Annotated in this window: 20 protein-coding genes; 2 read left to right on the top strand and 18 right to left on the bottom strand. The window is 49.3% G+C overall.

Annotated elements, in window-relative coordinates; translation table 11 throughout:
* Positions 1-2 precede the first annotated feature (2 nt).
* The 11 genes from FYJ65_RS00455 to FYJ65_RS00405 all read right to left on the bottom strand — a co-directional run bounded on the left by FYJ65_RS00455 (position 3) and on the right by FYJ65_RS00405 (position 13880).
* Positions 3-1202 carry a CdaR family protein gene (locus FYJ65_RS00455; protein ID WP_154553377.1) on the bottom strand — a complete coding sequence of 400 codons (1200 nt, stop codon included), beginning with the start codon at positions 1200-1202 and terminating at the stop codon, positions 3-5.
* Positions 1192-2043, bottom strand: a complete 852-nt coding sequence (gene cdaA / locus FYJ65_RS00450) for a diadenylate cyclase CdaA (protein WP_154553376.1) — start codon at positions 2041-2043, stop codon at positions 1192-1194. Before cdaA ends, FYJ65_RS00455 begins: the two co-directional genes overlap by 11 nt.
* Before the next feature lie 284 nt (positions 2044-2327).
* Positions 2328-5255 carry a YfhO family protein gene (locus FYJ65_RS00445; protein WP_154553375.1) on the bottom strand — a complete coding sequence of 976 codons (2928 nt, stop codon included), beginning with the start codon at positions 5253-5255 and terminating at the stop codon, positions 2328-2330.
* 26 nt (positions 5256-5281) lie between these two features.
* A complete protein-coding gene (rfbB, locus tag FYJ65_RS00440) occupies positions 5282-6301 on the bottom strand; it encodes a dTDP-glucose 4,6-dehydratase (protein ID WP_154553374.1) in 1020 nt (339 codons plus the stop codon).
* A 31-nt stretch (positions 6302-6332) separates the two neighbouring features.
* The gene (gene rfbA, locus FYJ65_RS00435) at positions 6333-7193 is read right to left on the bottom strand and encodes a glucose-1-phosphate thymidylyltransferase RfbA (RefSeq protein WP_154553373.1); all 861 of its coding nucleotides are present in this window, start codon (positions 7191-7193) and stop codon (positions 6333-6335) included.
* Positions 7190-8467: a lipopolysaccharide biosynthesis protein gene (locus FYJ65_RS00430; RefSeq protein ID WP_154553372.1), complete on the bottom strand. Its 1278-nt coding sequence runs from the start codon at positions 8465-8467 to the stop codon at positions 7190-7192. The genes rfbA and FYJ65_RS00430 overlap by 4 nt, the downstream gene beginning before the upstream one ends.
* A 7-nt stretch (positions 8468-8474) precedes the next feature.
* Positions 8475-9605: a dTDP-4-amino-4,6-dideoxygalactose transaminase gene (gene rffA, locus FYJ65_RS00425; RefSeq protein WP_154553371.1), complete on the bottom strand. Its 1131-nt coding sequence runs from the start codon at positions 9603-9605 to the stop codon at positions 8475-8477.
* 77 nt (positions 9606-9682) lie between these two features.
* Positions 9683-10651, bottom strand: a complete 969-nt coding sequence (locus FYJ65_RS00420; RefSeq protein WP_154553370.1) for a glycosyltransferase family 2 protein — start codon at positions 10649-10651, stop codon at positions 9683-9685.
* A 157-nt stretch (positions 10652-10808) separates the two neighbouring features.
* Entirely contained in the window at positions 10809-11546 is a 738-nt protein-coding gene (locus tag FYJ65_RS00415; RefSeq protein ID WP_154553369.1) for a hypothetical protein, read from the bottom strand.
* 145 nt (positions 11547-11691) lie between these two features.
* Complete coding sequence (locus FYJ65_RS00410) at positions 11692-12744, bottom strand: LPXTG cell wall anchor domain-containing protein (RefSeq protein ID WP_154553368.1); 1053 nt, start codon at positions 12742-12744, stop codon at positions 11692-11694.
* Positions 12745-12908: 164 nt separating this feature from the next.
* A complete protein-coding gene (locus FYJ65_RS00405; protein ID WP_154553367.1) occupies positions 12909-13880 on the bottom strand; it encodes an alpha/beta hydrolase in 972 nt (323 codons plus the stop codon).
* A gap of 252 nt (positions 13881-14132) precedes the next feature.
* Here FYJ65_RS00405 and FYJ65_RS00400 point away from each other — a divergent pair, with 252 nt between their 5' ends.
* A complete protein-coding gene (locus FYJ65_RS00400; RefSeq protein WP_268890070.1) occupies positions 14133-14834 on the top strand; it encodes a TraX family protein in 702 nt (233 codons plus the stop codon).
* On the opposite strand, the gene FYJ65_RS00395 is transcribed toward FYJ65_RS00400, so the two are convergent.
* The 5 genes from FYJ65_RS00395 to FYJ65_RS00375 form a co-directional block, all read right to left on the bottom strand.
* The gene (locus tag FYJ65_RS00395; protein ID WP_154553365.1) at positions 14831-15844 is read right to left on the bottom strand and encodes a PTS sugar transporter subunit IIC; all 1014 of its coding nucleotides are present in this window, start codon (positions 15842-15844) and stop codon (positions 14831-14833) included. The genes FYJ65_RS00400 and FYJ65_RS00395 overlap by 4 nt on opposite strands.
* A 28-nt stretch (positions 15845-15872) precedes the next feature.
* Positions 15873-16619 (bottom strand): hypothetical protein, encoded by a 747-nt coding sequence (locus tag FYJ65_RS00390; RefSeq protein WP_154553364.1) that lies wholly within the window; start codon positions 16617-16619, stop codon positions 15873-15875.
* A 239-nt stretch (positions 16620-16858) separates the two neighbouring features.
* The gene (locus tag FYJ65_RS00385) at positions 16859-17467 is read right to left on the bottom strand and encodes a helix-turn-helix domain-containing protein (RefSeq protein WP_154553363.1); all 609 of its coding nucleotides are present in this window, start codon (positions 17465-17467) and stop codon (positions 16859-16861) included.
* A gap of 87 nt (positions 17468-17554) precedes the next feature.
* Complete coding sequence (locus tag FYJ65_RS00380) at positions 17555-18202, bottom strand: cyclase family protein (RefSeq protein ID WP_154553362.1); 648 nt, start codon at positions 18200-18202, stop codon at positions 17555-17557.
* 523 nt (positions 18203-18725) lie between these two features.
* Positions 18726-19895, bottom strand: coding sequence for an iron-containing alcohol dehydrogenase (locus tag FYJ65_RS00375; protein ID WP_154553361.1), 1170 nt, complete (start codon positions 19893-19895; stop codon positions 18726-18728).
* A gap of 178 nt (positions 19896-20073) precedes the next feature.
* Here FYJ65_RS00375 and FYJ65_RS00370 point away from each other — a divergent pair, with 178 nt between their 5' ends.
* Complete coding sequence (locus FYJ65_RS00370) at positions 20074-20643, top strand: helix-turn-helix domain-containing protein (protein ID WP_154553360.1); 570 nt, start codon at positions 20074-20076, stop codon at positions 20641-20643.
* An 8-nt stretch (positions 20644-20651) separates the two neighbouring features.
* Here the strand turns inward: FYJ65_RS00370 and FYJ65_RS00365 are convergent, their stop codons facing one another.
* Positions 20652-21374: an ATP-grasp domain-containing protein gene (locus FYJ65_RS00365; protein ID WP_154553359.1), complete on the bottom strand. Its 723-nt coding sequence runs from the start codon at positions 21372-21374 to the stop codon at positions 20652-20654.
* 153 nt (positions 21375-21527) lie between these two features.
* Positions 21528-21977, bottom strand: a complete 450-nt coding sequence (locus tag FYJ65_RS00355) for a hypothetical protein (RefSeq protein ID WP_331469425.1) — start codon at positions 21975-21977, stop codon at positions 21528-21530.
* Positions 21978-21995 lie beyond the last annotated feature (18 nt).

Raw genomic sequence — 21995 nt, 5'->3', positions numbered from 1 at the left:
AATCAGTCCTTCTTGCTTAGATATATATTAATATTTTCACTTTCTAATTCCACTTTATGTAATTTCTTTGTGGAATTCACGGTTCCTTTCAAAGAGTGAGGCCCGCTTCGGAGCCCACTTGCATCTACGCTGACATCGAAATCCTTAGCGGTCAGACTTTCCAACATGCTGCCGGTGTCCGTCACCTCTACCGTAATGGTTTTATTCTCAAAAGTCGGCTTATATTTGCTGTTAAGATTTTTCACCGTAACGTCTTTGGTTGATATTTCGATTTCCTTCGTCCGGTATTCCGTCACGTTTACGGTAATTCCAAGATTCAGAGAACTGTTGGCAACAAACACGCCATCCGGCAACTTATAATTTAACGCAAGTCGTCCGGATTCCGTCATCTTCTCCAAATCTGCCGGTTCCGCGGAAATGGATTCCACCTTTTCAAGGACTTCCTTCTTCCCTTTAATTTCTATTTTTTTCGGAGCACTATAGGTGCGCAGGTACTCGTCGTTCACCGGATTATTTACCTCGATATTCAGCGGAACGCTTTTCGTTGAACCCTTGAACACCGCCACCGACGCCTTGGCCGGATTTACTTTTACATGAGTGATTTCGTCCCCGCTGCGATTCACCGGAATGACGGAAACACTATAGGTGTGTGTCTTTCCCGTAAGCTTCTGCTCTTCCACCGGAATACGTACATATTCCACTTCTTTTACCTTGCTCTTGGCACCGGTTACAGAGAAATAGTCGCTGCTCTGTTCCTCTACAATCGGTTCTGTGCCGGAAGTGCTTTCCGTTCGGTACTCCACTCGTCCCGGCACCGACCGTGTATCCATAGCCTCCGTGTTGACCGTAACCGTTTCGTCGCTCTTGGATACGATGCTGACCTTAGGCGGAGTCTGAACGTGAAGCGAAAGGGTATTTTCTCCTTTACCGGCATCGGACAAATCCGCCCGCACCTTAATATCGCTGTCATCCATCTTGTTCAATTCACTTCGATGACCTTCCACTTCAATCTCGACGGATTTCTTGTCGGCAGACTTCAATGCAATTCCCTTCGCCTCCAAATCCTTCTCATTGGAATAGGTAATGGAAACGTTTCGGAAGGTTCGCGTCGTGGTGGGATCCACATTGTACATTACATAGAGCCATCCACAGAAAGCGATAATCAATGAAAGGATGATGTTAATTTTCCGATTATTCTCCATCCCGCATTTCCTCCTTCCGACGATGCTTCAGCGTCCGAGTCATCCGCTCCCGGAAAGTCTCCTCCTGCGGCATATATACCCCCAGGAGTATTTTCTCTACCGATTTCAAATCCATGAATCGACGGAAGTTTCCGTTTTCCGCTACAGAAATCACGCCGGTCTCCTCCGATACAACGATTACCAGCGCATCGGACACCTCCGACACGCCCAGGCCCGCTCGATGCCGCGTGCCCAGATTTCGGCCGATATTCTTTTTTTCCGTAAGAGGGAGAACGCAGCTGGCGGCATGAATCCGATCTCCGCGAATGATTACGGCACCGTCATGCAGCGGCGATCCTTCGTAAAACAAATTTCCCAGAAGGCGCACAGAAATCCGAGCATCCACAATAGTCCCGGTTTCAATAATATCATTCAGCATGGTTTCCCGTTCAAAAACAATCAGTGCCCCGGTCCGGGTAGCCGAAAAATCATCCACTGCTGCCACAATTTCCTTTACCACTTCAATAGCATTTTCCTTGTCCAGGCTTCGGAACTGACCGGAAACGATGTTCCGACGTCCCAGTTGCTCCAGTCCTCGACGCAGTTCCGGCTGGAAAAGGACAATCAAGGCGAAGAATCCCATGGTCACGAAATTACGAAGCAGCCAATTCAGCAGATACAGTTTCAGAAAATCGGACAGAAAGAAAACGATACCCAAAACTACCAGTCCACGAACCAATTGCTGTGCACGGGTTTCTTGGATAAATCCCAGAATCTTATAGACCAGATATGCCACAATAACGATATCCAGCACATCAATTAACCGAAATCCTACAAATACATTCTGAAAAAATTCTACCATTCTGTCCCTCGAATAATTATATACACAAAAATTCATTTAATTATAACGTGTCATGACTTTTTTTTCAAGTTCACCGCGCCAATATTCGTTCTTCTGTCACAAATACAGCACTTTTTTTCACATCTTTTTTATTGTCCTTTCGGCACCGCATTAAAACAGTAAACCTGAAATTTAAATTCACTTTTTCTGCTATTCGATTGCGTCGATACCGGGGAGATGAAAAAAAACCTGCATCCGGAAAGCATTGTCAAGCGATTGCTGCCCGGTGCAGGTCAATTTCTGCCTTATTCTTCTAATTGATTCTTTCTCTTCCCTTTGCGCAGAACCACAACCAGCAGTCCCAGACCGATGATTGTCACCGCAATTCCGGCCCTCAGCCCCGGATAGCGATATCGAAGAGTAATCTCATGCTTTCCCGCCGGCACTTTGATGCCGGTAAAGCCCAGATTCGTCCGGCTGATTTTATCCGCCTTCTCCCCATCCACGTATGCGGTCCATCCCGCATTGTCGATGATGGAGAAGTACATAATTCGATCCGAATCGTTATTCACCATTCCGCGAACGGTTTTGTCATCGAAAGAAACATCCTTTAAGCTGTTTTCGTCCAGTACAGATGCGTCTTGGTCGTAGCTCTCCATCGGGATTCCGTACACTTTGATGGCGTCATATTTATAGAATCCCGCCTTATCGAAATGGATGCGGATATCCCCGCCAAAAGAGTCGTAATATCCCAGGTTGATATTGTAATCGCTGATATCGTTGAGGCCGGTGTTTCCGTACTTGTAACACTCTCCGGTTTTGCTTCGGTCTCCCTTCATAGCTGTAATGATGAAACTGGTGCCTCCGGTGTAATCGTTCCGGTACAGATATTCCTTCAGCCGATTGTATCCCTGATCCGCCACCGTCTCATCCTTCAAATGAATATGCTGATCCCAGGTAATCGGTTCTCGGTCCAGCCCCTGGAAGGACACCACAATCTGCATGTTCTTCCAGGTCTTCGGAACGTGAATGTTGAAGTAATTGTCCTCTTCACTGTCGTCCCCCTTCTGAACCGTCATTTCCCCCTTCTTTACGCCCTTCAGCTTCACGTTATATGGGGATGTGACGGAACATTCCAGCGACTGCACATCTGTATGCAGTTCCGAAATTTTCGCGTGCTTCAGTCCGGAAACCTTTGTCGCTTCTCTGTCCGGCACCACTGCCGCCTGAAGCATCACCTGCTCCCGCTCAAGAGGTGCGAATTTCTTCAGCTCCGATTCCGTAATATACTGCGAGTAACCGGTTCCGATACCCATGCAGTGCTTGTTTCGGTACACCTCCACCCCATCGATGGTCTTCTGATACTCGAATCCGTACGGCACGTAACCCGGCTTTTCCGCCTCTTTGTAGTTCTTGTCCCGAAGGAAATACTTTACGCCCAACAGGTAGTCCATTCCCGGACGGTTGTCGTTGGAAAGGCTGACAATCCGCCGGTTATACCCTGCGTTATTTCCCAGCATTTTGTTGAAATACAACCAGTCGCTGCTGATGGAGGAGAAATACTCATAGATAGATCTTCCGCCAAACACGATATTCACATTGGATTTCTCAAAACCGTCATCCAACTGATCTGTGCGATAAAAAGAAGTATCTTCCGCCTGAATGTCCGGCACCACCCGCTGAACGTATTGGTCATACAATTCCGGCATTGCGCCTTTATCAATATACGTCTTAATCCGCTGGGATCCGCCTTCACCGGCTCCCGTCATCATAATCCAGGAATTGAGTCCCACATTTACCACCAGTATTGCGGTAATTACGGCAGTCATCCCTCGATACACCTTTGCTTTGCGCTGCCCCGACTTCGGAACCCGCAGTTCCCGAACGGCCAGTGCAGCTAGCAGCGGGAACATCATGCACAGGGAAAGCAAGGATTCCCAGGCGATATTGTGCTTCAGCATCTTCAGGTAGAAAATGCAAAGCAGCACCACCCAGACGCAAAGGAAGAACCACCAGCCCAGCAGCACCATCATTCGCTTTCGGCTGCCCAGCACTTCATGATCCAGGCACTCCATGGCCGCCCACACCAGGAAAAAGGTCAGGACGAAATACCATCTGCCCACGGAATAGCTGAATCCGTTCAGGATTTTTCCCGTCACCGGGAACAATCCGATAATCAGGCAGAAAATCGCAAAGATTCCGGCAGTGCTCTTCTTCTTTCGAACGGTCCAAATAATCATCGGCATCAGTGCCGTCACCAGCAATCCGGCAAAAACCGCGCTGTACGCCTCATGCACCTCGTTCAGCGAGACCAGCGCCGTCGGCATGGCGAAATATGTTTTTAGGGAATAGAACACGCCCTGGTTCGCGTCGTAATCGGAATTGATTACCGCCGATGTGGTGGTGTAAATGATGGATTCCACGAAAATTGCGGAAATCATCAGTCCGATCAGCCCATCTCCGATAAAACCACCAAAGTGCCCGGCAAAGGACTTCCACGCCGGCTGATCCGGCGGCAGGGTGGTACGAAGGGCTCCGTTCTTTCCGTAGAAGTGGAAATATCTCACGATAAAGTACAGAATTACGAAAATTCCGGCGATATATGCCCACAGAACGGTGGAGGCCAGAAACAGCACTTCCGCCACGATGAACACTAACGGCGATTTCCCCTTCAGAATCCGTTCCGCCCCCATAATGAGAATCGGGAACAGCATCATGGAGTTATTAAAGGTTCCCTGGGTCAGAGTAGCGATAATCGCCCATCCGGAGAAGGCGTAGGCAAATGCGCCCAGAACGTTCTGTTCGGTGGTTAGCTTTACTTCCCGACCGAAAATCAGGAATGCCACGCCGGCCAGATACTGCCGAAGAATCGTGACGAAATCGTAGGCCATATCTAAATATTTCTGAGGAAACGCCAGCAGCAGGTATGTCAGCGGATTGGTCAGTTTTCCTTTGAAGGTATCAAAGAAGCTTGCGCCCAGTCCCACGTCCCAGGACCAGCCTTCGCCGCCTTGCGCCAGAACACGCTTTAATTTGGTGTAGGAGGGATAATGCTGCATCAATCCGTCGACGTTTCCTTTTCCCTTCAGGAGGGTTTTCTGATACACGAAGAATGCCGCAAAGACCAGAAGTGCGGTCACGACAAACAGACCGGTGTACACCAGCCACTGTTTCTTCCAGTTCCACTCTCTGCTCAGTTCCGGTTCTGCATAATGCCGGGACGTCCCTCTCATTTCACTCTCCTTACTTCACCGAAAATCTACCGATTTCCGTACATCTTCTCGTAGTATTCCATATAGTCGCCGGAAATGATATTCTTCCACCAGCTTTCGTTGTTCAAATACCAGTCGATGGTCTGACGAATTCCGTCGTCGAACTTCGTCTCCGGCAGCCAGCCCAGTTCGCCGTGAATCTTGGACGGATCGATGGCATAACGAAGATCGTGACCCTTTCGGTCTCCCACAAAGGTAATCAGGCTTTCTGGTTTGCCCAGCTGCTTCAGAATTGTTTTTACCACATCCAGATTGGAGCGCTCGTTGTGCCCGCCGATGTTGTAGACCTCGCCCACCTTTCCGTTCTCCAGAATCATGTCGATGGCCCGGCAGTGATCTTCCACGTAGAGCCAGTCCCGCACGTTCTCACCGGTACCGTATACCGGCAGCGGTTTGTCGGCCAGCGCATTGGCAATCATCAGCGGAATCAGCTTCTCCGGGAACTGGTACGGTCCGTAATTATTGGAACATCTGGAAATCGTCACCGGAAGGCCGTAGGTTCTGTGATACGCCATGGTCAGCAGATCCGCAGATGCTTTGGAAGCGGAATACGGGCTGGACGCCTGCAGCGGCAGGTCTTCCGTAAAGAACAGGTCCGGCCGGTCCAGCGGCAGATCTCCGTAGACTTCATCGGTTCCCACCTGGTGGAAACGCCGGATGCCGAACACCCGGCACGCATCCATCAGCACCTGAGTGCCCAGAATGTTGGTGCGCAGGAAAACGCCCGGATCCTCAATGGAACGGTCCACGTGGGATTCCGCTGCGAAATTCACCACCACGTCCGGATGATGCTCTTCAAATACCTTGCGAACCCCTTCTCGATCCGTGATATCGCAGCGCACAAAAGTAAAATGATCCTCTTCCATCACCGGCGCCAGGGTCTCCAGGTTTCCGGCATAGGTCAGGGAATCCAGCGCGATAATATCGTACTCCGGATGGGCCTTTCTCATATGAAAAACAAAATTACTTCCGATAAATCCGGCCGCACCGGTTACTAGAATTTTCATCGTTCAATCTCCTTTTCTTCTTCAATCCCGATTAGAGCAGGGAAAGAATGTACTGTCCATACTGGGTCATCTTCAAGGACTCACCCACCTCGCGAAGCTGCGCATCGTCAATGAAACCCTTTCTCCAAGCGATTTCCTCCAGGCAAGCGATGTAGAATCCCTGTCTGGCCTGAATGGTGGATACGTATTCCGATGCGTTCAGCATGCCCTCCGGCGTACCGGTATCCAGCCATGCCATACCTCTGCCCATCAGCTCCACCTTCAGCGTGCCTCTCCGCAGGTATTCGTTGTTCACTGCCGTAATTTCAATCTCTCCGCGAGCCGACGGTTTCACGTTCTTGGCAATTTCAATGACATCGTTATCGTAGAAATACAATCCCGGCACCGCGAAATTGGACTTCGGCTGCTTCGGTTTCTCCTCGATGGAAACCACGTTTTTTTCCGAATCGAATTCCACCACGCCGAACGCCGTCGGATCCTTTACCGGATATCCGAACACCGTCGCTCCCGTCTCATGGGAAATGGCTCTCTTGAGGATTCCGCTCAGGTCCTGACCGTAGAAGATGTTGTCGCCCAGAACCAGGCAAACATTGTCGTCGCCGATAAATTCTTCACCCAGAATAAATGCGTCCGCCAGCCCTCTCGGCTGATCCTGCACCTTGTATTCGAAATGGACGCCCAGGCTGCTTCCGTCGCCCAGCAGCTCTTCATAACCGTCGATGGCCTCCGGCGAAGATATAATCAAGATGTCCCGGATGCCCGCCAGAAGCAGCACCGAAATCGGGTAATACACCAGCGGCTTATCGTAGATCGGCAGCAGCTGCTTCGATACCGCCTTTGTCATCGGATAGAGTCTCGTTCCCTTTCCCCCGGCTAAAACAATTCCCTTCATACAATTCTCCTACTTTCTTTTCTGATTCTAATAAACAGAATCATTCCTAATATAATGGTTAATATCGTCATAATTGTGGTGTACAGCACCGTCGCACCCAACATGCCGTAATTTCGCACAAATACTCCCGACAGGGTAAAAGCAGCCAGCGCCGCGGCTCCGTAGCTGTAGATCAGCGTCCGGTGCATCCGCACAATGGTGATGACCGTATTGAAGAATACGGAGTAGGCCAGCATTCCGCCGCCCAGCATCACGATGATCAGCTCCTTCCGATGTCCGGCCAGGTTCATTCTGAAGATCCAGCTCAGCACCGGTATTCCGATGGTGGCCGCCACCGCCAGTCCCAGCACCGTAAGTCCCAGCACCAGAACCATCTGCTTCCGGATAGCTTTCTTGAACCGCTGGATTTCCCCTTTCGCCCAAATCTCCGCATAGGAGGTGAGAATCGGATTAAAGATGAAATGCACCACCAGCTGTACTACGAAGGCCGGCATAAAAATGATGTTATACATGGCCTGGATTTCTTCCGTGAGATAGGCATCGATGGCATACTTCGGCGCGTTGCTCAGATACATGTTCAGGAACAGGCTGAGAAACAGCGGAAAGCCTTCCTCCATCATCATCCACATCCGCCGCATGTTAAACTCCGGCCGCAGGGCACAGAAATCCGTCGCCACATTCATGGAGGTGAAACCGGCCACTACGACGGATACAATCACGCACATCAGAATGGCGCTCACCAGATTCCGAGTCACCAAATACGTTGCGGAAAAGGATATCATCTCCATCAGATACCGGAAGGAGGATGACTTCGTCGCTACATCCAGTCTTCCCATCTGCTGCATCCGTCCGTGAACCACATCCGTAAAGGCCTGAACGCACTTCAGCGCATTTACCAGAAGGATGACGATGAACTTCTGAAAGTCATATCCCAGACATACGGTGCCATACAGGCAATATCCCAGCGCCGCCAGCATCATCACCACACAGGTGATAATCCGAATTCCGTAGTACTCCGCGAAGGAATACTTTTCCCGGATGTCCGAGGACTGGAACTTCCGGAATCCGTACTGTCCCACATACAGCATCAGGGCCGCCACCGCATAGGCGATGCTGAACACGCCCGCATCGTAGACGCCCTGGCTCCGGGTCAACACCAATGTCATTACCGGGGATTCCCCGGCACTGAGCATGGCGTTAATCATATTCCACAGATAGCTGCTCCGCTCGATATTGTCGGCTTTCTCCAGACGATTTCGAATTCTTTTAAGCATATGTCACCTATTTATGGTAAAAACCGTGAACCGCATCGATGACCTTCTGCTGATCGCTTTCCGACAGATTGTAGTACATCGGCAGTCTCAGCAGGCGTTCACTTTCTTTTGTGGTATATCGATCCTCTCCGTGGAACCGCCCGAACCGCAGGCCCGCCGGTGCGGAGTGAAGCGGCACGTAATGGAATACCGCTGCGATGTCCCGCTCCTTGAGGTAGGAAATCAGGGCTTTCCGCTCTTCCATATCCTTTGTCTTAATGTAGAACATGTGGGCATTGTGGGTGCATTCTTCCGGAATGTACGGAAGCTCGATGACACCCTCCTGCGCCAGATCCTGTAGGCCTTCGTTGTAGCGCGTCCAGCTCTGAAGGCGATTCTCGTTAATCTCATCCGCCATTTCCAGCTGTGCCATCAAATACGCCGCATTGATATCGCTTGGCAAGAAGGAAGACCCGATGTTCACCCAGGTGTATTTATCCACCTGACCTCGGAAGAACCGGCTCCGGTCCGTTCCCTTCTCCCGAATGATTTCCGCATCTTCAATCTGCTCCGGCCGGTTGATCAGGATGGCACCGCCTTCGCCCATGCTATAGTTCTTCGTCTCGTGGAAACTGAAACAGCCGTAATCGCCGATGCTGCCCAGCGCCCGGCCCTTGTAGAACGCGTTCACGCCCTGCGCCGCATCCTCCACAACCACCAGGTTGTGTCTCTTTGCAATATCCATGATGGTGTCCATTTCACAGCCCACGCCGGCATAGTGCACCGGGACGATGGCTCTGGTTTTGTCCGTGATGGCATCTTCAATCAGCTTCTCATCGATGTTCATGGTATCCGGACGGATGTCCACAAAAACCAGCTTTGCCCCGCGCAGCACAAACGCGTTCGCGGTGGACACAAAGGTGTAGGACGGAAGAATCACTTCATCCCCCGGCTGAATATCGCTGAGCAATGCCGCCATCTCCAAAGCCTGTGTGCCGGAGGTGGTCAGAAGGGCCTTTGCCGTTCCGGTATGCTCCTCAATCCAGGCGTTGCAGCGCTTGGTGAATTCCCCATCTCCACAGATCTTATGGCTGTCGATAGCCGCCTTCATGTATTCGGTTTCTTTTCCCACATAAGGTGGAACATTGAATCGTATCATAGTTACTCCCTTTCATATTCTAGATCCCATAAAAAAAATACGAACTTCTTTCAGACTGTCCCGAGCGGCCCGGAAGGTTACTGTTTCCCCAGGTCTTCGAAATTCACGGACGAGTCCGAATCTTTAGTATAAATTTCTCTCACCACGAACTGCGGATTGTTGCCCATTCCCAGGAACATTCGTCCGATGTATTCCCCAATCAGTCCCAAAGAAAACAGAATCAATCCGGAGAAAAAGAAGATGGCTGCCATCAGGGATGCCCAGCCCATCATCATGGCCGGATTCATGATTTTCCGCACAATCACCACGATGGTGCCAATCAGTCCCAGCATGGAAAAGACCATTCCCAGGCAGGTGGCCATGCGCAGTGGAACGACAGAATATCCTACAATATTGGACCAAAGCTTGATTAGCTTCTTAAAAGTATATCCGGACTGCCCGTACGCTCGGTCGAAATGCTCCACCGGAATGCAGGAGATGTTGCGGGTGGTGCGGAGCACCAGCCCCTGCAGATGGGTGTACGGCTCTTTGTACTGGATGATGTAATCCCGAACGAATTTTCTCATCACAAAGAAGCTGGATGTCTTCATCCCCTTCGGTTTCCCAATCAGGATTCGAATCGATTCGAAGTGAACCCAGCTTCCGAAGTTCCGAAAACGACTGTGCTTCTTTTCCGGATAGTATCCATAGACCACATCATAGCCTTTTTCAATTTCCTCAAAGAGTTTCGGCAATTGGGACGGACGGGTCTGCAGATCGTCATCCATGGAGATGATGTAATCTCCTTTGGCGTAATTCATTCCCGCAATAGACGCGTTGTGCTGACCGGAATTCTTCGCCAGCTCGATGGCCTTTACGCAGGAATACTCATTGGCCAATGCCTTCAGCTCCTGAAGGGTTGCCCCTTCGTCCGGTGAATGATCGTCCACCAGAATGAATTCGTAGGGTTTCCGATCGATTCGTTCCATTTCCTGTATGGTGCTCTCCACCACTTCTCGGATGGTGTGAGACGAGCAATAACAGGGAATGACAAATGAATAAGACATACATGTTCCTCTTTTCGTTGTTAATACTTACATATTCTAATATTTTTATGCGGCAGAATCAAGTGATTACACCCGAAAGGAGGAATCCGGCGCTTTCGCATCGGATTCCTCCTCGTATCAGCAATTCGATATTCTCTCCACCGCACTCGTGGCTGTTCTAGTTCATCGGAATCTTATCATAGTTAATCCGAATCAGCACGGTGATGTTCTTGTTGGCATACTTCTTCGTTCTCGGTCCCAGGTTCTTGCTGCTCACATCCGAACCGCCGGCGGTGTACCACAGCATGTTTCCGTTGGAATCCTTTCCGGCGTAGACGCAGGTGTGCGTCTTCCATCCGACGATGTCCCCCGGTTCCAGTCCGGCACTTCCCGGATGACCCAAGTTATACTTCACGGTGAAATACTCCGAGTTCTTGATGTAGGAAGCACCCTTTCCGTGAAGGGTATCAGAAATGTAGAACGTAGTTCCGTGAGGCAGAAGGCCCATTCTCTGAAGGCCCCATGAAATATAAGCCGCACAGTTCACGTGATGATTTCCGTTTACTGCGGATTCATATGAAGATGCCGGATGATACCAGCTGTAGGTAATTCCGTGGGCGAAAATCTGACCTTCCAAAGTCTCCAGAGTATCCAGCCACTTCTCGGTTCCCTGGGTCTTGGTCCGTTCCGCCTTTCCGGATTTGATAACCGCCTTGCTCTCATCCTCCACGGTCAGCTTTGCTTGCATAGCCGCCACATTCAAGGACGTGGAAATCTCCGCTGCCGCATCATAATCCTCCGTCTTGCGATCCGCATTGACCGGCTTCATCAGTGCTCCGACCAATACCAAATCCAACACCAGCATGATACCAATGAAGCCTATTAACTTATGTTTCGTTTTCAGAATTCGCTTCATGAATCCTCCCCGGTATTCGTTATCTTCTGCGTTTAAATATATCGCTTAAGTATACCACATTCGAAACAATTTGTGTATCGGAGAATCGTATCGAATTATTGTTTTTTGTTTTTTAAGCCGCTATCTATTTGGTCTTTACCTTCTTCTAATTCTGCTTTTTCTGTCTGCGGCGCAGCGTGATGACGCTCACCCCCGCCAATGCAGCCAGCATGACGGTTGCCCACAGAATGGTGTGAGACTCATCACCCGTCTGAACGGTAGACTGCTTGCTGTATTCGCTCTTGCGATTGCCGATGTCGGAAGAACCGTTGTCTCCCGGATTCACCGAATCCTGCGGCTTTGTTGTGGTGGAACCGCCATTGGACGGCTTGTCCGAAGGTACCGCCTCTTCCGTGCCGTCGCCGGGGTTTTCACCCGGGTTCGGCTCTACGGTTTCAGACTTCTTCGCAATCTGAATATGCTGTCCTTTCTCTTTCTTTGTGGTGTAATATCCGTCTTCCGGATTGGAAACCGTTTCTACACCAACTTCCCAGTATGCGGCGTCTTTATACTTCTCGTCTTCTACCGACGGGAACGCTGCATCGAAGGTCCTTTCCGTTTCCGTTCCGGCTGCGACAGCTTCCTTTTCGCTGTACTGGGCAAGGATTCTGCCCTTTTCGTCATAGAGGTTCATCATATAATAGAATTTGTCCGGCAGATTGGTTCCCTTTACGTGGATGGCTGCGGTACCACCGGTTCTTGCCACTTCCGCACCGCCGCCGGTTACCTCCGTAACGGTAACTTCCGGTTTCTCACTGCTCGCGCTCTTAAGGGTCAGCTGTACCGTTTCGCCGGCGTAAGGTTTTCCGTATACCGATGCGATATATGGGAAGCCGTAGCTTTCGGAAGTCTTTTCAACACTCATGATGCAAGGCTTGCCTACAACCGTGTACTCGCTGTTCGCCGCCGGCTTGATTACATACTCTCCATAGCCTCCGTCAAGAATCATATCCGTATCATCTTGTATGTTAAAATCGGAAATTTTTCCGTTCGCATCGGTGGTATCGAAATCGTAGGTTATTCCGTCCTTCTCGAAAACCAGCTCCACATTTACCAACGGAGTACCGTTCTCATCCACGGCCAATACATTTAACACATCCTGATAAGTAGCTGCGTCTGCCTTCATCGGTGCCATGGTGAACACCATTCCGAGAATCATTACCGCCGTCAGAATTCCGGCGGAAAGCTTCGCCTATAACTGTTTCATTTTCCCTTTTCTCCTTTTCTTTGTGCCTTTCATAAGCGTAAATATAAGTTAGTGTTATCCTGTTCCGAGGGCCCCTTCCAATTGATTATCGCCGAAAATTAACACCCGCGTTATTGCTATTTTCTATACAATTTCTTGGCGAAATTGTACAGCCCGTTCTGCCACACGGTAGTTTCGTGGCCGCCCGCCGTGTCGTAGAAATCGTGGGAAATGTTCTGCGCCTTCATATATCGGTCCAGTTCATAGGAAACATTTCCGCAGACCTTGTCGGAACGTCCCACCATCACCATCAACACATCAAAGGGCCGATTCTTGTTCTTCGGCAGATTTAAATCTCGCAGGGGTGCTTTGAGTCCGGTGCCATTCGCCGCTTCCACGGAAACGGAAGGGGAAAAGCTGCCCACCGAGCCGAACTGCTTCGGATATTTGTACGCCAACGCCAGCGCATTTCGTCCCCCCAGAGAATTGCCGGCCACCGCCGTACTCTTCCGACCTTTTTTTACCGAAAAATGACGTTCGATATAGGGCTTCAGATATTTCACCACCTCTTCCGGCGTAGCGTCAAAAGGCTCTAGGCTTTCCGTAAAGGACAGCCCTTCCACGCTTTCCGCCGCATTTACGTTGCTGTTGGGACACACCACAATCATTTCCGGAACGTCCTCAAAGTAATACAGGTTCTGCAGGATGATATTCGCTTTTTTGTTCGCCCAGGTCCGGTGGCTTCCGCCCCAGCCATGGAGCAGGTACAGCACCGGATAGGTTTTCGCCGCATCGTAGTCCGCCGGGAGGAAGACCATTGCGTGTCGGCGGGTGTGGGTGATCCCGGAATCGTACTGAATCAGCTTCGGCTTCGGATACGAATAGCCGGGCTGTTTGCGGATAAAATAAGGATCCGGTGTTTCCTCCACGATTCCGTCCCGGTTCGCTTTTTCGTGAAGCGCCTCCACTTCCGCTGCCACCGCCTTCTTCGTCTCTTCCCGCTGAATCCTCTTCGTCACAATGCCGGACTTCAGGACCGCAATCCCGGTTATCAAAAGAATCAGCAGGAACGCGGCCCGGCGCCTGCGCTTTTTCGTTGTTTTTATCACAGTGGTTTTTCTCACAGTTCTTCTCCCATACAATTTCAATCCGGAAGCATTTCACTTCCGGGAAGCAAACTCCAAATAAAAAAAATATACCCAACACCCCGGAGGCATCAAAAGTTTCGTTTATACTATATACTATTGCATACGTGAAATTTTTCAATTTCGTTCACACGAAAAAAGAAAAGTATAAGGAGAAAAAATATAACTCAGAACAACATGCCGCCGGCAGGCACAACCCCTGCTCAGCGACCGGTCTTGGAAAGAATTAAAAAGCTGTCCAACGCGCAGCTGAAATACATCGCATTTATTTCCATGTTCATCGACCATTTCAACAAGAGCATGATCTACCCGAATCTGGACAGCGGAAAGCTGCTGTACCTCAGCAACATCTTCGACATCCTGGGACGCATTGCCTTTCCGCTGTTTGCTTTTATGCTGGTGGAAGGATTCTACCGCACCCACAGTCGCTGGCACTACCTGGGAAACCTCCTGCTGTTTGGCGTCATTTCCGAGGTTCCGTTCGACCTCTTCACCACAAAGGAACTCATGAACTGGCGCTGGAACAACGTGATGTTCACCCTGGCCTTCATGCTGGTGACCATTTGGATTGTGGATGTCATCCGCGAGAAAATCGGCGACGAGAAGAAATGGCTGTGGTTCCTCATTTCCATTCCGGTGGTCGCCATCATGTGCCTCCTGGCCATGTTCTGCAGCCTGGACTACGATTACAACGGCATCCTGATGTCCTACTTTTTTTACCTATTCCGGAACCATCCGTTCCCGCGAATTCTCTTCGGATACCTCTCCGTGGTAAAAGAACCTTGGGCACTGCTGGGTCTCGGTCTCACCCTGACCTACAACGGCGAGCGAGGAAAGCAGTCCAAATTGCTGAACTACCTGTTCTATCCGGTGCACCTGCTCATTCTGGGACTGCTCCGGTTCTACTTCAACATCTAGATTCTCACCGATTTCGCGCCTTCATCAAATTTCTTGAACACGATGCTTCCGATAAATCCGGCAATTCCGCCACCGACTGCCGCGATGGCCAGCGCCATTACCACCTTGCCCGGTGCATTAAAGGCAAATGGGGCCAGCATTCCCGGAATCGGGGAGGCGGTGCCCGGTGCGTTGTTCACAATGCCCAGCATCGCGGCGCCCACTCCGGCAATTCCGCCGCCGAAGAAGTTGGAACCGTAGATTGGAATCGGATGGGTGGTGACGATATCCGCCTGAGTCAGCGGCTCCAGCATGACCGCAATCACGTTTCCGTTATTTCCAAAGTGAAGTCTTTTGAAAATCGTTCCGTTGGTAAAGGATCCGCCGAAGCAAGCCACGGCGGCAATTCCCATCGGAAGTCCGGTCAGTCCCAACATAGCGGTAAGGGCCATGGAACTCAGTGGGGAGGTGCAAATCATCTTGATAATTCCGCCCAGAAGGAATCCCATGATGATCGGGGATGTGAGGGTCGCCTCCGTAATTGTTTTTCCGATAATCGAAAGCACCATCGTCACCCCCGGATTCACGAATGCCGCAATGGCTCTTGCCACCGAAGCAACAGCCAGAGCGCCCACAATGACGTCCAGCCCTTCCGGAAGTTTTTTCTCGATGACCGGTCCGATTAGGCCCACCACGTAGCCGGCAATAAAGCCCGGGAGAATTCCGTATCCGCCCACGGCAACTCCGGCACACATGGACAGTACCGGACTGGCACCCATACCCATGGGCACCAAGGCCGCTGCCGCTACGCCGCCCATTCCGCCGGCAATGGAGCCCACATCTTTAAAAAACGAAATACCGAAAAGATCGCCGGCAATATAACTCATAATCGCTTCCACCAAGAAGGTTGCCACTGCCGCGTTTGCCATGCCGGACATCGCGGCCTGCCCCTTGGGCATTTTCAAACTAAACAGGGAAAAAGCCGCTAATGTAATCAAAAGCAGTGCAATTCCAGAAATAATCGTAACCATTCATTTCCTCCAAAACCTTACCAACACTCTACTTCGCGGAAATATTTTCAAGTTCCTCTGCCAAAGCCTGCGCTCTTTCCGTCAGTTCTGACGGTGCCTTGCTTGCCGAAAGCTTGTTATACAGAGCCCTTGCGGTTTCCGCCGCATCTGACATGCTTTCATCTACCTCGCCGGCGCTCGCATTCACCTTATAGGCTTTTCCGTCCACAACCTCCACACCGCTTCGAGGCATCCGCGTGATTCGAATTCCGTATCTCAAGATAACCCGATAAATGGCCAATATAATTGCCGTTCTCACAAACGCAATCAGCAGCAATGCGAATATCGTGGAGGCGTTCCCCATCTCGCTGCCGATTCGAATGTACAGCTCCGCCAGGTTGGCCGCAAAATCCGGAACAAACAGGACGATGAACAGGGTCCAGCTCCGCCCTTCCGAATATACGTAGTTGTACAGAAGGTAAATTACTACGCCGAACACAATGTAGAATACAAACTCCGGCATTCCCGTTTTCCAGATTTCCGCAGAGGTGAGCACCTTGCCCGCACCGGCGATGGAACGGGTCACCATCACGCCGGTGGCCGACAGAAACATCACCGGCATTGCGGCAAACTCATCTAAGAGCAGCATCAGCAATGCAAACACGATAACACCCGCTGACGCAACAAAGTTCCGGGTGAACAGATGCACATTAATCTGTGCCGTCAGCACTACCAGAACCGAATAGAACAGCGTATAGATAAATTGATTTTTCTTGTTGGATGGATCTCCATTCATGATACTCCATTCCCTCCTTCGAAAATTGTTGGCACAAACAATAAACTTTCATCGCTCTTTATATTCTAGCACAATTGCATTGAAAAGTATACACGACTATCCATCAAATTTCGTTATAGCTCATATTCGGAATCCGTTTCTCCATAAAAACACCGGCAACTCGGAAGCTGCCGGCAAACCAATTCAGTTTTTGTTTTGATATAGGCCTATGCTAAAAGCAGAGGAGTAATTCAGTCAAATTATTTCGTCAGAACTTTCTTATGGTATCCACGTTTTCCACAATGGGGACAGGTCATTTTTCGGCTCAGTCCTATATGAGGAGCCAAAAACACCGCTTTCATGGACGGCACGTATTTCCATCCGCAGTTCGGGCATTGATAGTATCCGGCATCGTGCTCAATTCGAAGGCAGTATACCATCCCTGTCGCAAAGATGATGCTTCCCATCAGAATCATTCCCACTCGCCACTTTACGTCATCCACCGCAAAGGATGCCGAGAAAATCAACAGCATAAAGGAAACGGTGCTCGTGTATCCGATGACCTTTTCCAACGAAAGCAGCTTCTTGTTGTTCAGCATTTCCTTTTTTGTCAGCTCCAACAGGTTCTGTTCCGCTGTGTTTCTGTAATCTTCCATCTCGATGTGCTCTCCGGTCAGCAATTCATTAACACTGATTCCCAGCAATTCGCACAGGTCTGGCATTATCGAAAGGTCCGGCATGTTCTTTCCCCGTTCCCACTTTGACACGGCTCGGTCGGTAATCCCCAGCTGCTCAGCTAAGGCCGCCTGAGTGAACGATTTCTCCTTTCGGCATTCTGCAATAAACTTTCCGATTTTATCTTGATCCATGAGAGCAACCTCCTTTCCGCTCTTAATCTACCGCAAGCTGAAATCCATTCACACATACCTGCGGTTGATATTTGAGATTTTCAGCGATTACTGCTCAAACCAGGCAACAGCGCGAATCGGTGAACCGTCGCAATTCTCCACCTTCAGCGGAAAGCAACTGAACCAAAACAAATCCGTTCCGCACAGATTCAGGTTCTTGAGGTTCTCAATATTTACAATATCCTTCTCTTCAAAAAGTCGATGATGGCGAATCAATTTTTCATCCGAGATGGGATCCAACCCGATTACGTCAAATCCTATTCCCTTGTAATTTCCGGACAGGATGTATGCCATTACTTCTTCATCTATACACGGGTATTCCCCAAAGTATCCTGCAGTCCCCCATCGACAGTCCCAGCCCAGATTGAACAGCAGAAAATCCGCCTGCTCGGCTTTCTCTCCGGCTCGGCGAATGCAATCCATGGTAATGGCCTGACCTTCTTTCAGTTCTCTGCAGTCGATGACCAGCGCCTTCCCGATGAACTGATCCACCGGAAATTCATCCAGCGTGGTTCTCCCCGAAAAAATATGTGCCGGAGGATCCATATGCGTCCCCGTGTGGGTGTACATCTGCATCAGTGTTTCTTTGAACCCGTCGCTCTCGTACGAGCTGGTTGGACTTAACTTCGGCGGCTCCGTCCCGGGGTATACCGGCATGTTTTCACGAATCGTATGCGTTAAGTCGATTACTTTCATCTTCTGTCCCTCCGCGTTTTTCTTTTTCGGGCATTACTTACGTTACTTTAAGGAAACTATACCATACTTTTTGCTTTTTCACCAAATCCATGCCGGTTGCCGGCGGAGATGCGTCCGAAGCTTGGTGCAAAGGAAACGAAACCATAAGCCTTTGCAGACTTTCTTGCACCAAGTCTTCGCAGGTTACCGACGGTCATGCGTCCGAGATTTGGCGCAAAGGAAACGAAACCATAAGCCTTTGCGGGATTTCTTGCACCAAGTTTTCGCAAGGTGCTGGCGAAAATGCATCCAAAATTTGGTGCAAAGGAAACGAATCATAAGCCTTTGCGGGATTTCTTGCACCAAGTTTTCGCCGGTTGCCGGCGGAGATGTGTCCGAGGCTTGGTGCAAAGGGAACGAAACCATAAGCCTTTGCAGACTTTCTTGCACCAAGTCTTCGCAGGTTACCGGCGGTCATGCGTCCGAAATTTGATGCAACAGAAAAGGAGCCCTTGCATTACGCAAGGACTCTTCTATGAACTGCTTACAGGCACATCTTGAAAATATTTATAACGTCATTTTTATCCAGCGGCACAAAAGCATTCCCAAGATTGCCCAACCGAACTGCCTTCGCTGCCATCACTTCGAAATTGCTGTCATCGATTTCGATTTCCGACAGGCGGCTCTTCAGACCTAAGGTCCGGAACAGGAATTCTTCCACAAGGGCAATGCTCTTCTTGGCAACTTCCATTGGCTCGAGGGATGCATCCAGACCGAATACACTGCAACCGAATTGGTAGTATTTGGATGCAGTGGTTTCATTCAGGCAATACTCCAACCACTTCGGCGTCAGAATCGCCAGTCCCAATCCGTGGGTGATGTCGTAAATGGCTGACAGCTCGTGTTCCATCGGGTGACAGCTCCAAGACTGACGTTTTCCGCCCTCCACAAAACCATTAATCGCCCAGGACGAAACCCACATCAGATTCGCTCTTGCCTCGTAATTATCCGGCTGCGCCATGGCAACGGGAGCGTACTTGATAATCGTCTTCATCAAACCTTCCATCACGGTGTCCAGCATGTAGAGGTCCTTGTTCATATTAAAATAAACTTCGATCACATGACTGAGCATGTCCGCCGCACCGCAAGCCGTCTGGTAAGGGCTGACGGTATAGGTAACCGTTGGATCCAGGAATGAAACCTTCGGCTGCATCAAGGGAGATCCCTGACAGATTTTATCCTTTGTCTCCGAATTACTGATTACCCCAACGGAATCCATTTCGGACCCGGTAGCGGCAAGCGTCAGGACGTCGAGAATCGGGAGGCACCGGGTAATCTCTGCTTTTTCTTCCAGAATATCCCATGCATCCCCATCATAGAAAGTCGCTGCCCCGATGAACTTTGTGCAGTCGATGACGGATCCGCCGCCCACCGCCAGAAGCACCTCGATGCCTTCTTTTTTGCAAAGCTCCGCACCGGCCCTCACCGAAGAGACTTTCGGATTCGGTTCGATGCCGGACAACTCAAAAAGCTCCAATCCCGCTTTTTTTATTTCCGCCACTACCTTGTCGTAGAGTCCGGATTTTTTAATCGAACCGCCTCCATAGGTGAGCAGTACCTTTTTCCCGTACCTGCCCAGTTCTTCCCCCAGATGACCCAGCTGATTCTCGCCAAAGTACACCTTTGTCGGAATATCGTAGATAAAACTGTTCATACTGTTTTCCTCCTGTTCTCTTTTCATAAAAACAATATATCGCTGTAAAGGTATAAATTCAAGTATCAGACAGTATATGAAATCTTTTTAATATGCACTCAATAGTTGACATAAAGTTGGTTGCAGGTTATTGACGGATGTAGTAATCTGTTGATACAGACGACGAAGGAGGTTTACGATGAACACGAATCTAGGGAACCGAATTAAGAATCTTAGAAATGAGCGTCACCTCAGCCAAGAATACGTTGCTGAGCAAATCGGTGTGAGCAGACAATCTGTATCGAAGTGGGAAAGCGGCATATCAAGACCCAGCACCGGTAATCTAATATGTTTGGCAGAACTTTTCGATGTTTCTTTGGATGCGTTTACGCAAGAAACATCAGATAATAGCGGCAACGTGAAGAAACGCAAAGATATTTCTAAAACACTAAAAATCATCGTCTGCACAATATTTGGAATTTGTATCTTGCATTTTATTATTTGGGCAATCTTCTACGGAATGTACTCACTTAAAGGCGATGTTTTTGCCGAAAATATATCTGCGTTCCTAACCGTTTTTTCCGTAATCGGTACTGCATGCTATGCGTTCCTGCCTACGGCAGGGGTATTGATGTCAGCCGGAATAGTAATAGTAGGAGCGATAGACAAATCAAAGGAAACCGCCCTAACCGGAATTATTCTGATATGTGCAATGCTGTTGCTCCGTCTCCTACCGCTTATGTATATACACATGCAAATAGTGTATTAAACGCACGGTTAAAAGCACTCATCCGTCGTTCCGGTCAATTCCGCCCACCTTGCGGACAGGAATCGGGCATAGAGAACCGGTTCCAATCCATAGCTCCCGATTGAGCAGGTATTGTTCACTTCCACCAGAATGGTTTCACCATCTTTGGTCACGCCAAAATCCAGTGCATATGCCTTCGGTGCCCCCTCGAAATCCTTCACACAGGATTCCACGACATCCGCATCGCACGCAACATCCCACCGGCCGCCGTATCTTCGTACGTCGATAATCTCTCCGTACAGAACGAACACCCGGAATTCAGCGATAATTTCTTTTACCTCGCTGCAGTATACCGGATAGTCCTCATAGTAACTTCCGCATCCGATCAAATCCGCCGGCTCTCGAATAATTCGGCCTTTGAATTTTTTGTTGTGAATCGGTTTCATAAAAACAGGCCACATCTCCGGGTTGGAGTTTACCGTATTTGCCGTACTCTTCCACAGGCGACGTTTGAGGTATTTGCGCAAAACCTCCGGATAATCCATATCCTCAATTTCTCTGTTAAAATCTCTTAAACGAGCAGCAACGGTACCGATGTATCCCACCACCACATCGTCCATTTTGCTTTCTGCCAATTCCTCAAAGGTTTCAAAAAATACTGTTTCAAAACCCATTTCCCGGAATCCAATGTACGCATTAAAGTGGTCCTGATCTGTTGGGGTTCCGTTTTTTGCTTGTATGAATACTCTCATTTACTTCTTCGTCCTTCTTTGATACTCTCACATTCTTTTGCTTCACACCAACAACACGCATTTTTTGCGCGTTGTTATCTTTACCGACTTCCCCCTCAGAAAAAACATTATTTACATGTTTTCTAATGGTTTTCCTCTTTAATATACTGGAATTTAGCGTTCACTCATATATTGTTTTATTTCATCAGGCGTCAATTTTCGTACTTCTGTGTGTGGATATTCTTTATACTTTCCAGCACTAAACACGGGCATCATTTGCCTGCATTTCTTGTCTTTATTCTTTTTCAAAAATAGATTTAACTCATCATTCCCTGGAAATATTTTATAAGATAATCTTCCTTTATTGTTCTCTATCTCATAAATACCACACGCACTCTTCGTTGTATAGTCCGCTGTTCGCAAATATAGTTTTGCAATTTCCAATGACTTAAAAGGAAAATTCCATCGTTGCAATCCTCTATTTGGGTCATGCTCGATACAAATGCACCGTCCACAAGTTCCACAAATATATTGAGTGTGGTTCTCCAAACAGTCCAGCGGATTTAGTAAAGGCGTTATTTTATTTTCATTAGAGTAACATTCCTCACACACTTTTCTTTTCACTCCTTATAAAATTCCGAG

Origin of the sequence: Mogibacterium kristiansenii, assembly GCF_009695905.1 — a bacterium.
Lineage (GTDB): Bacteria > Bacillota > Clostridia > Peptostreptococcales > Anaerovoracaceae > Mogibacterium_A > Mogibacterium_A kristiansenii.
This window is presented reverse-complemented; position numbering and strand designations above follow the sequence as displayed.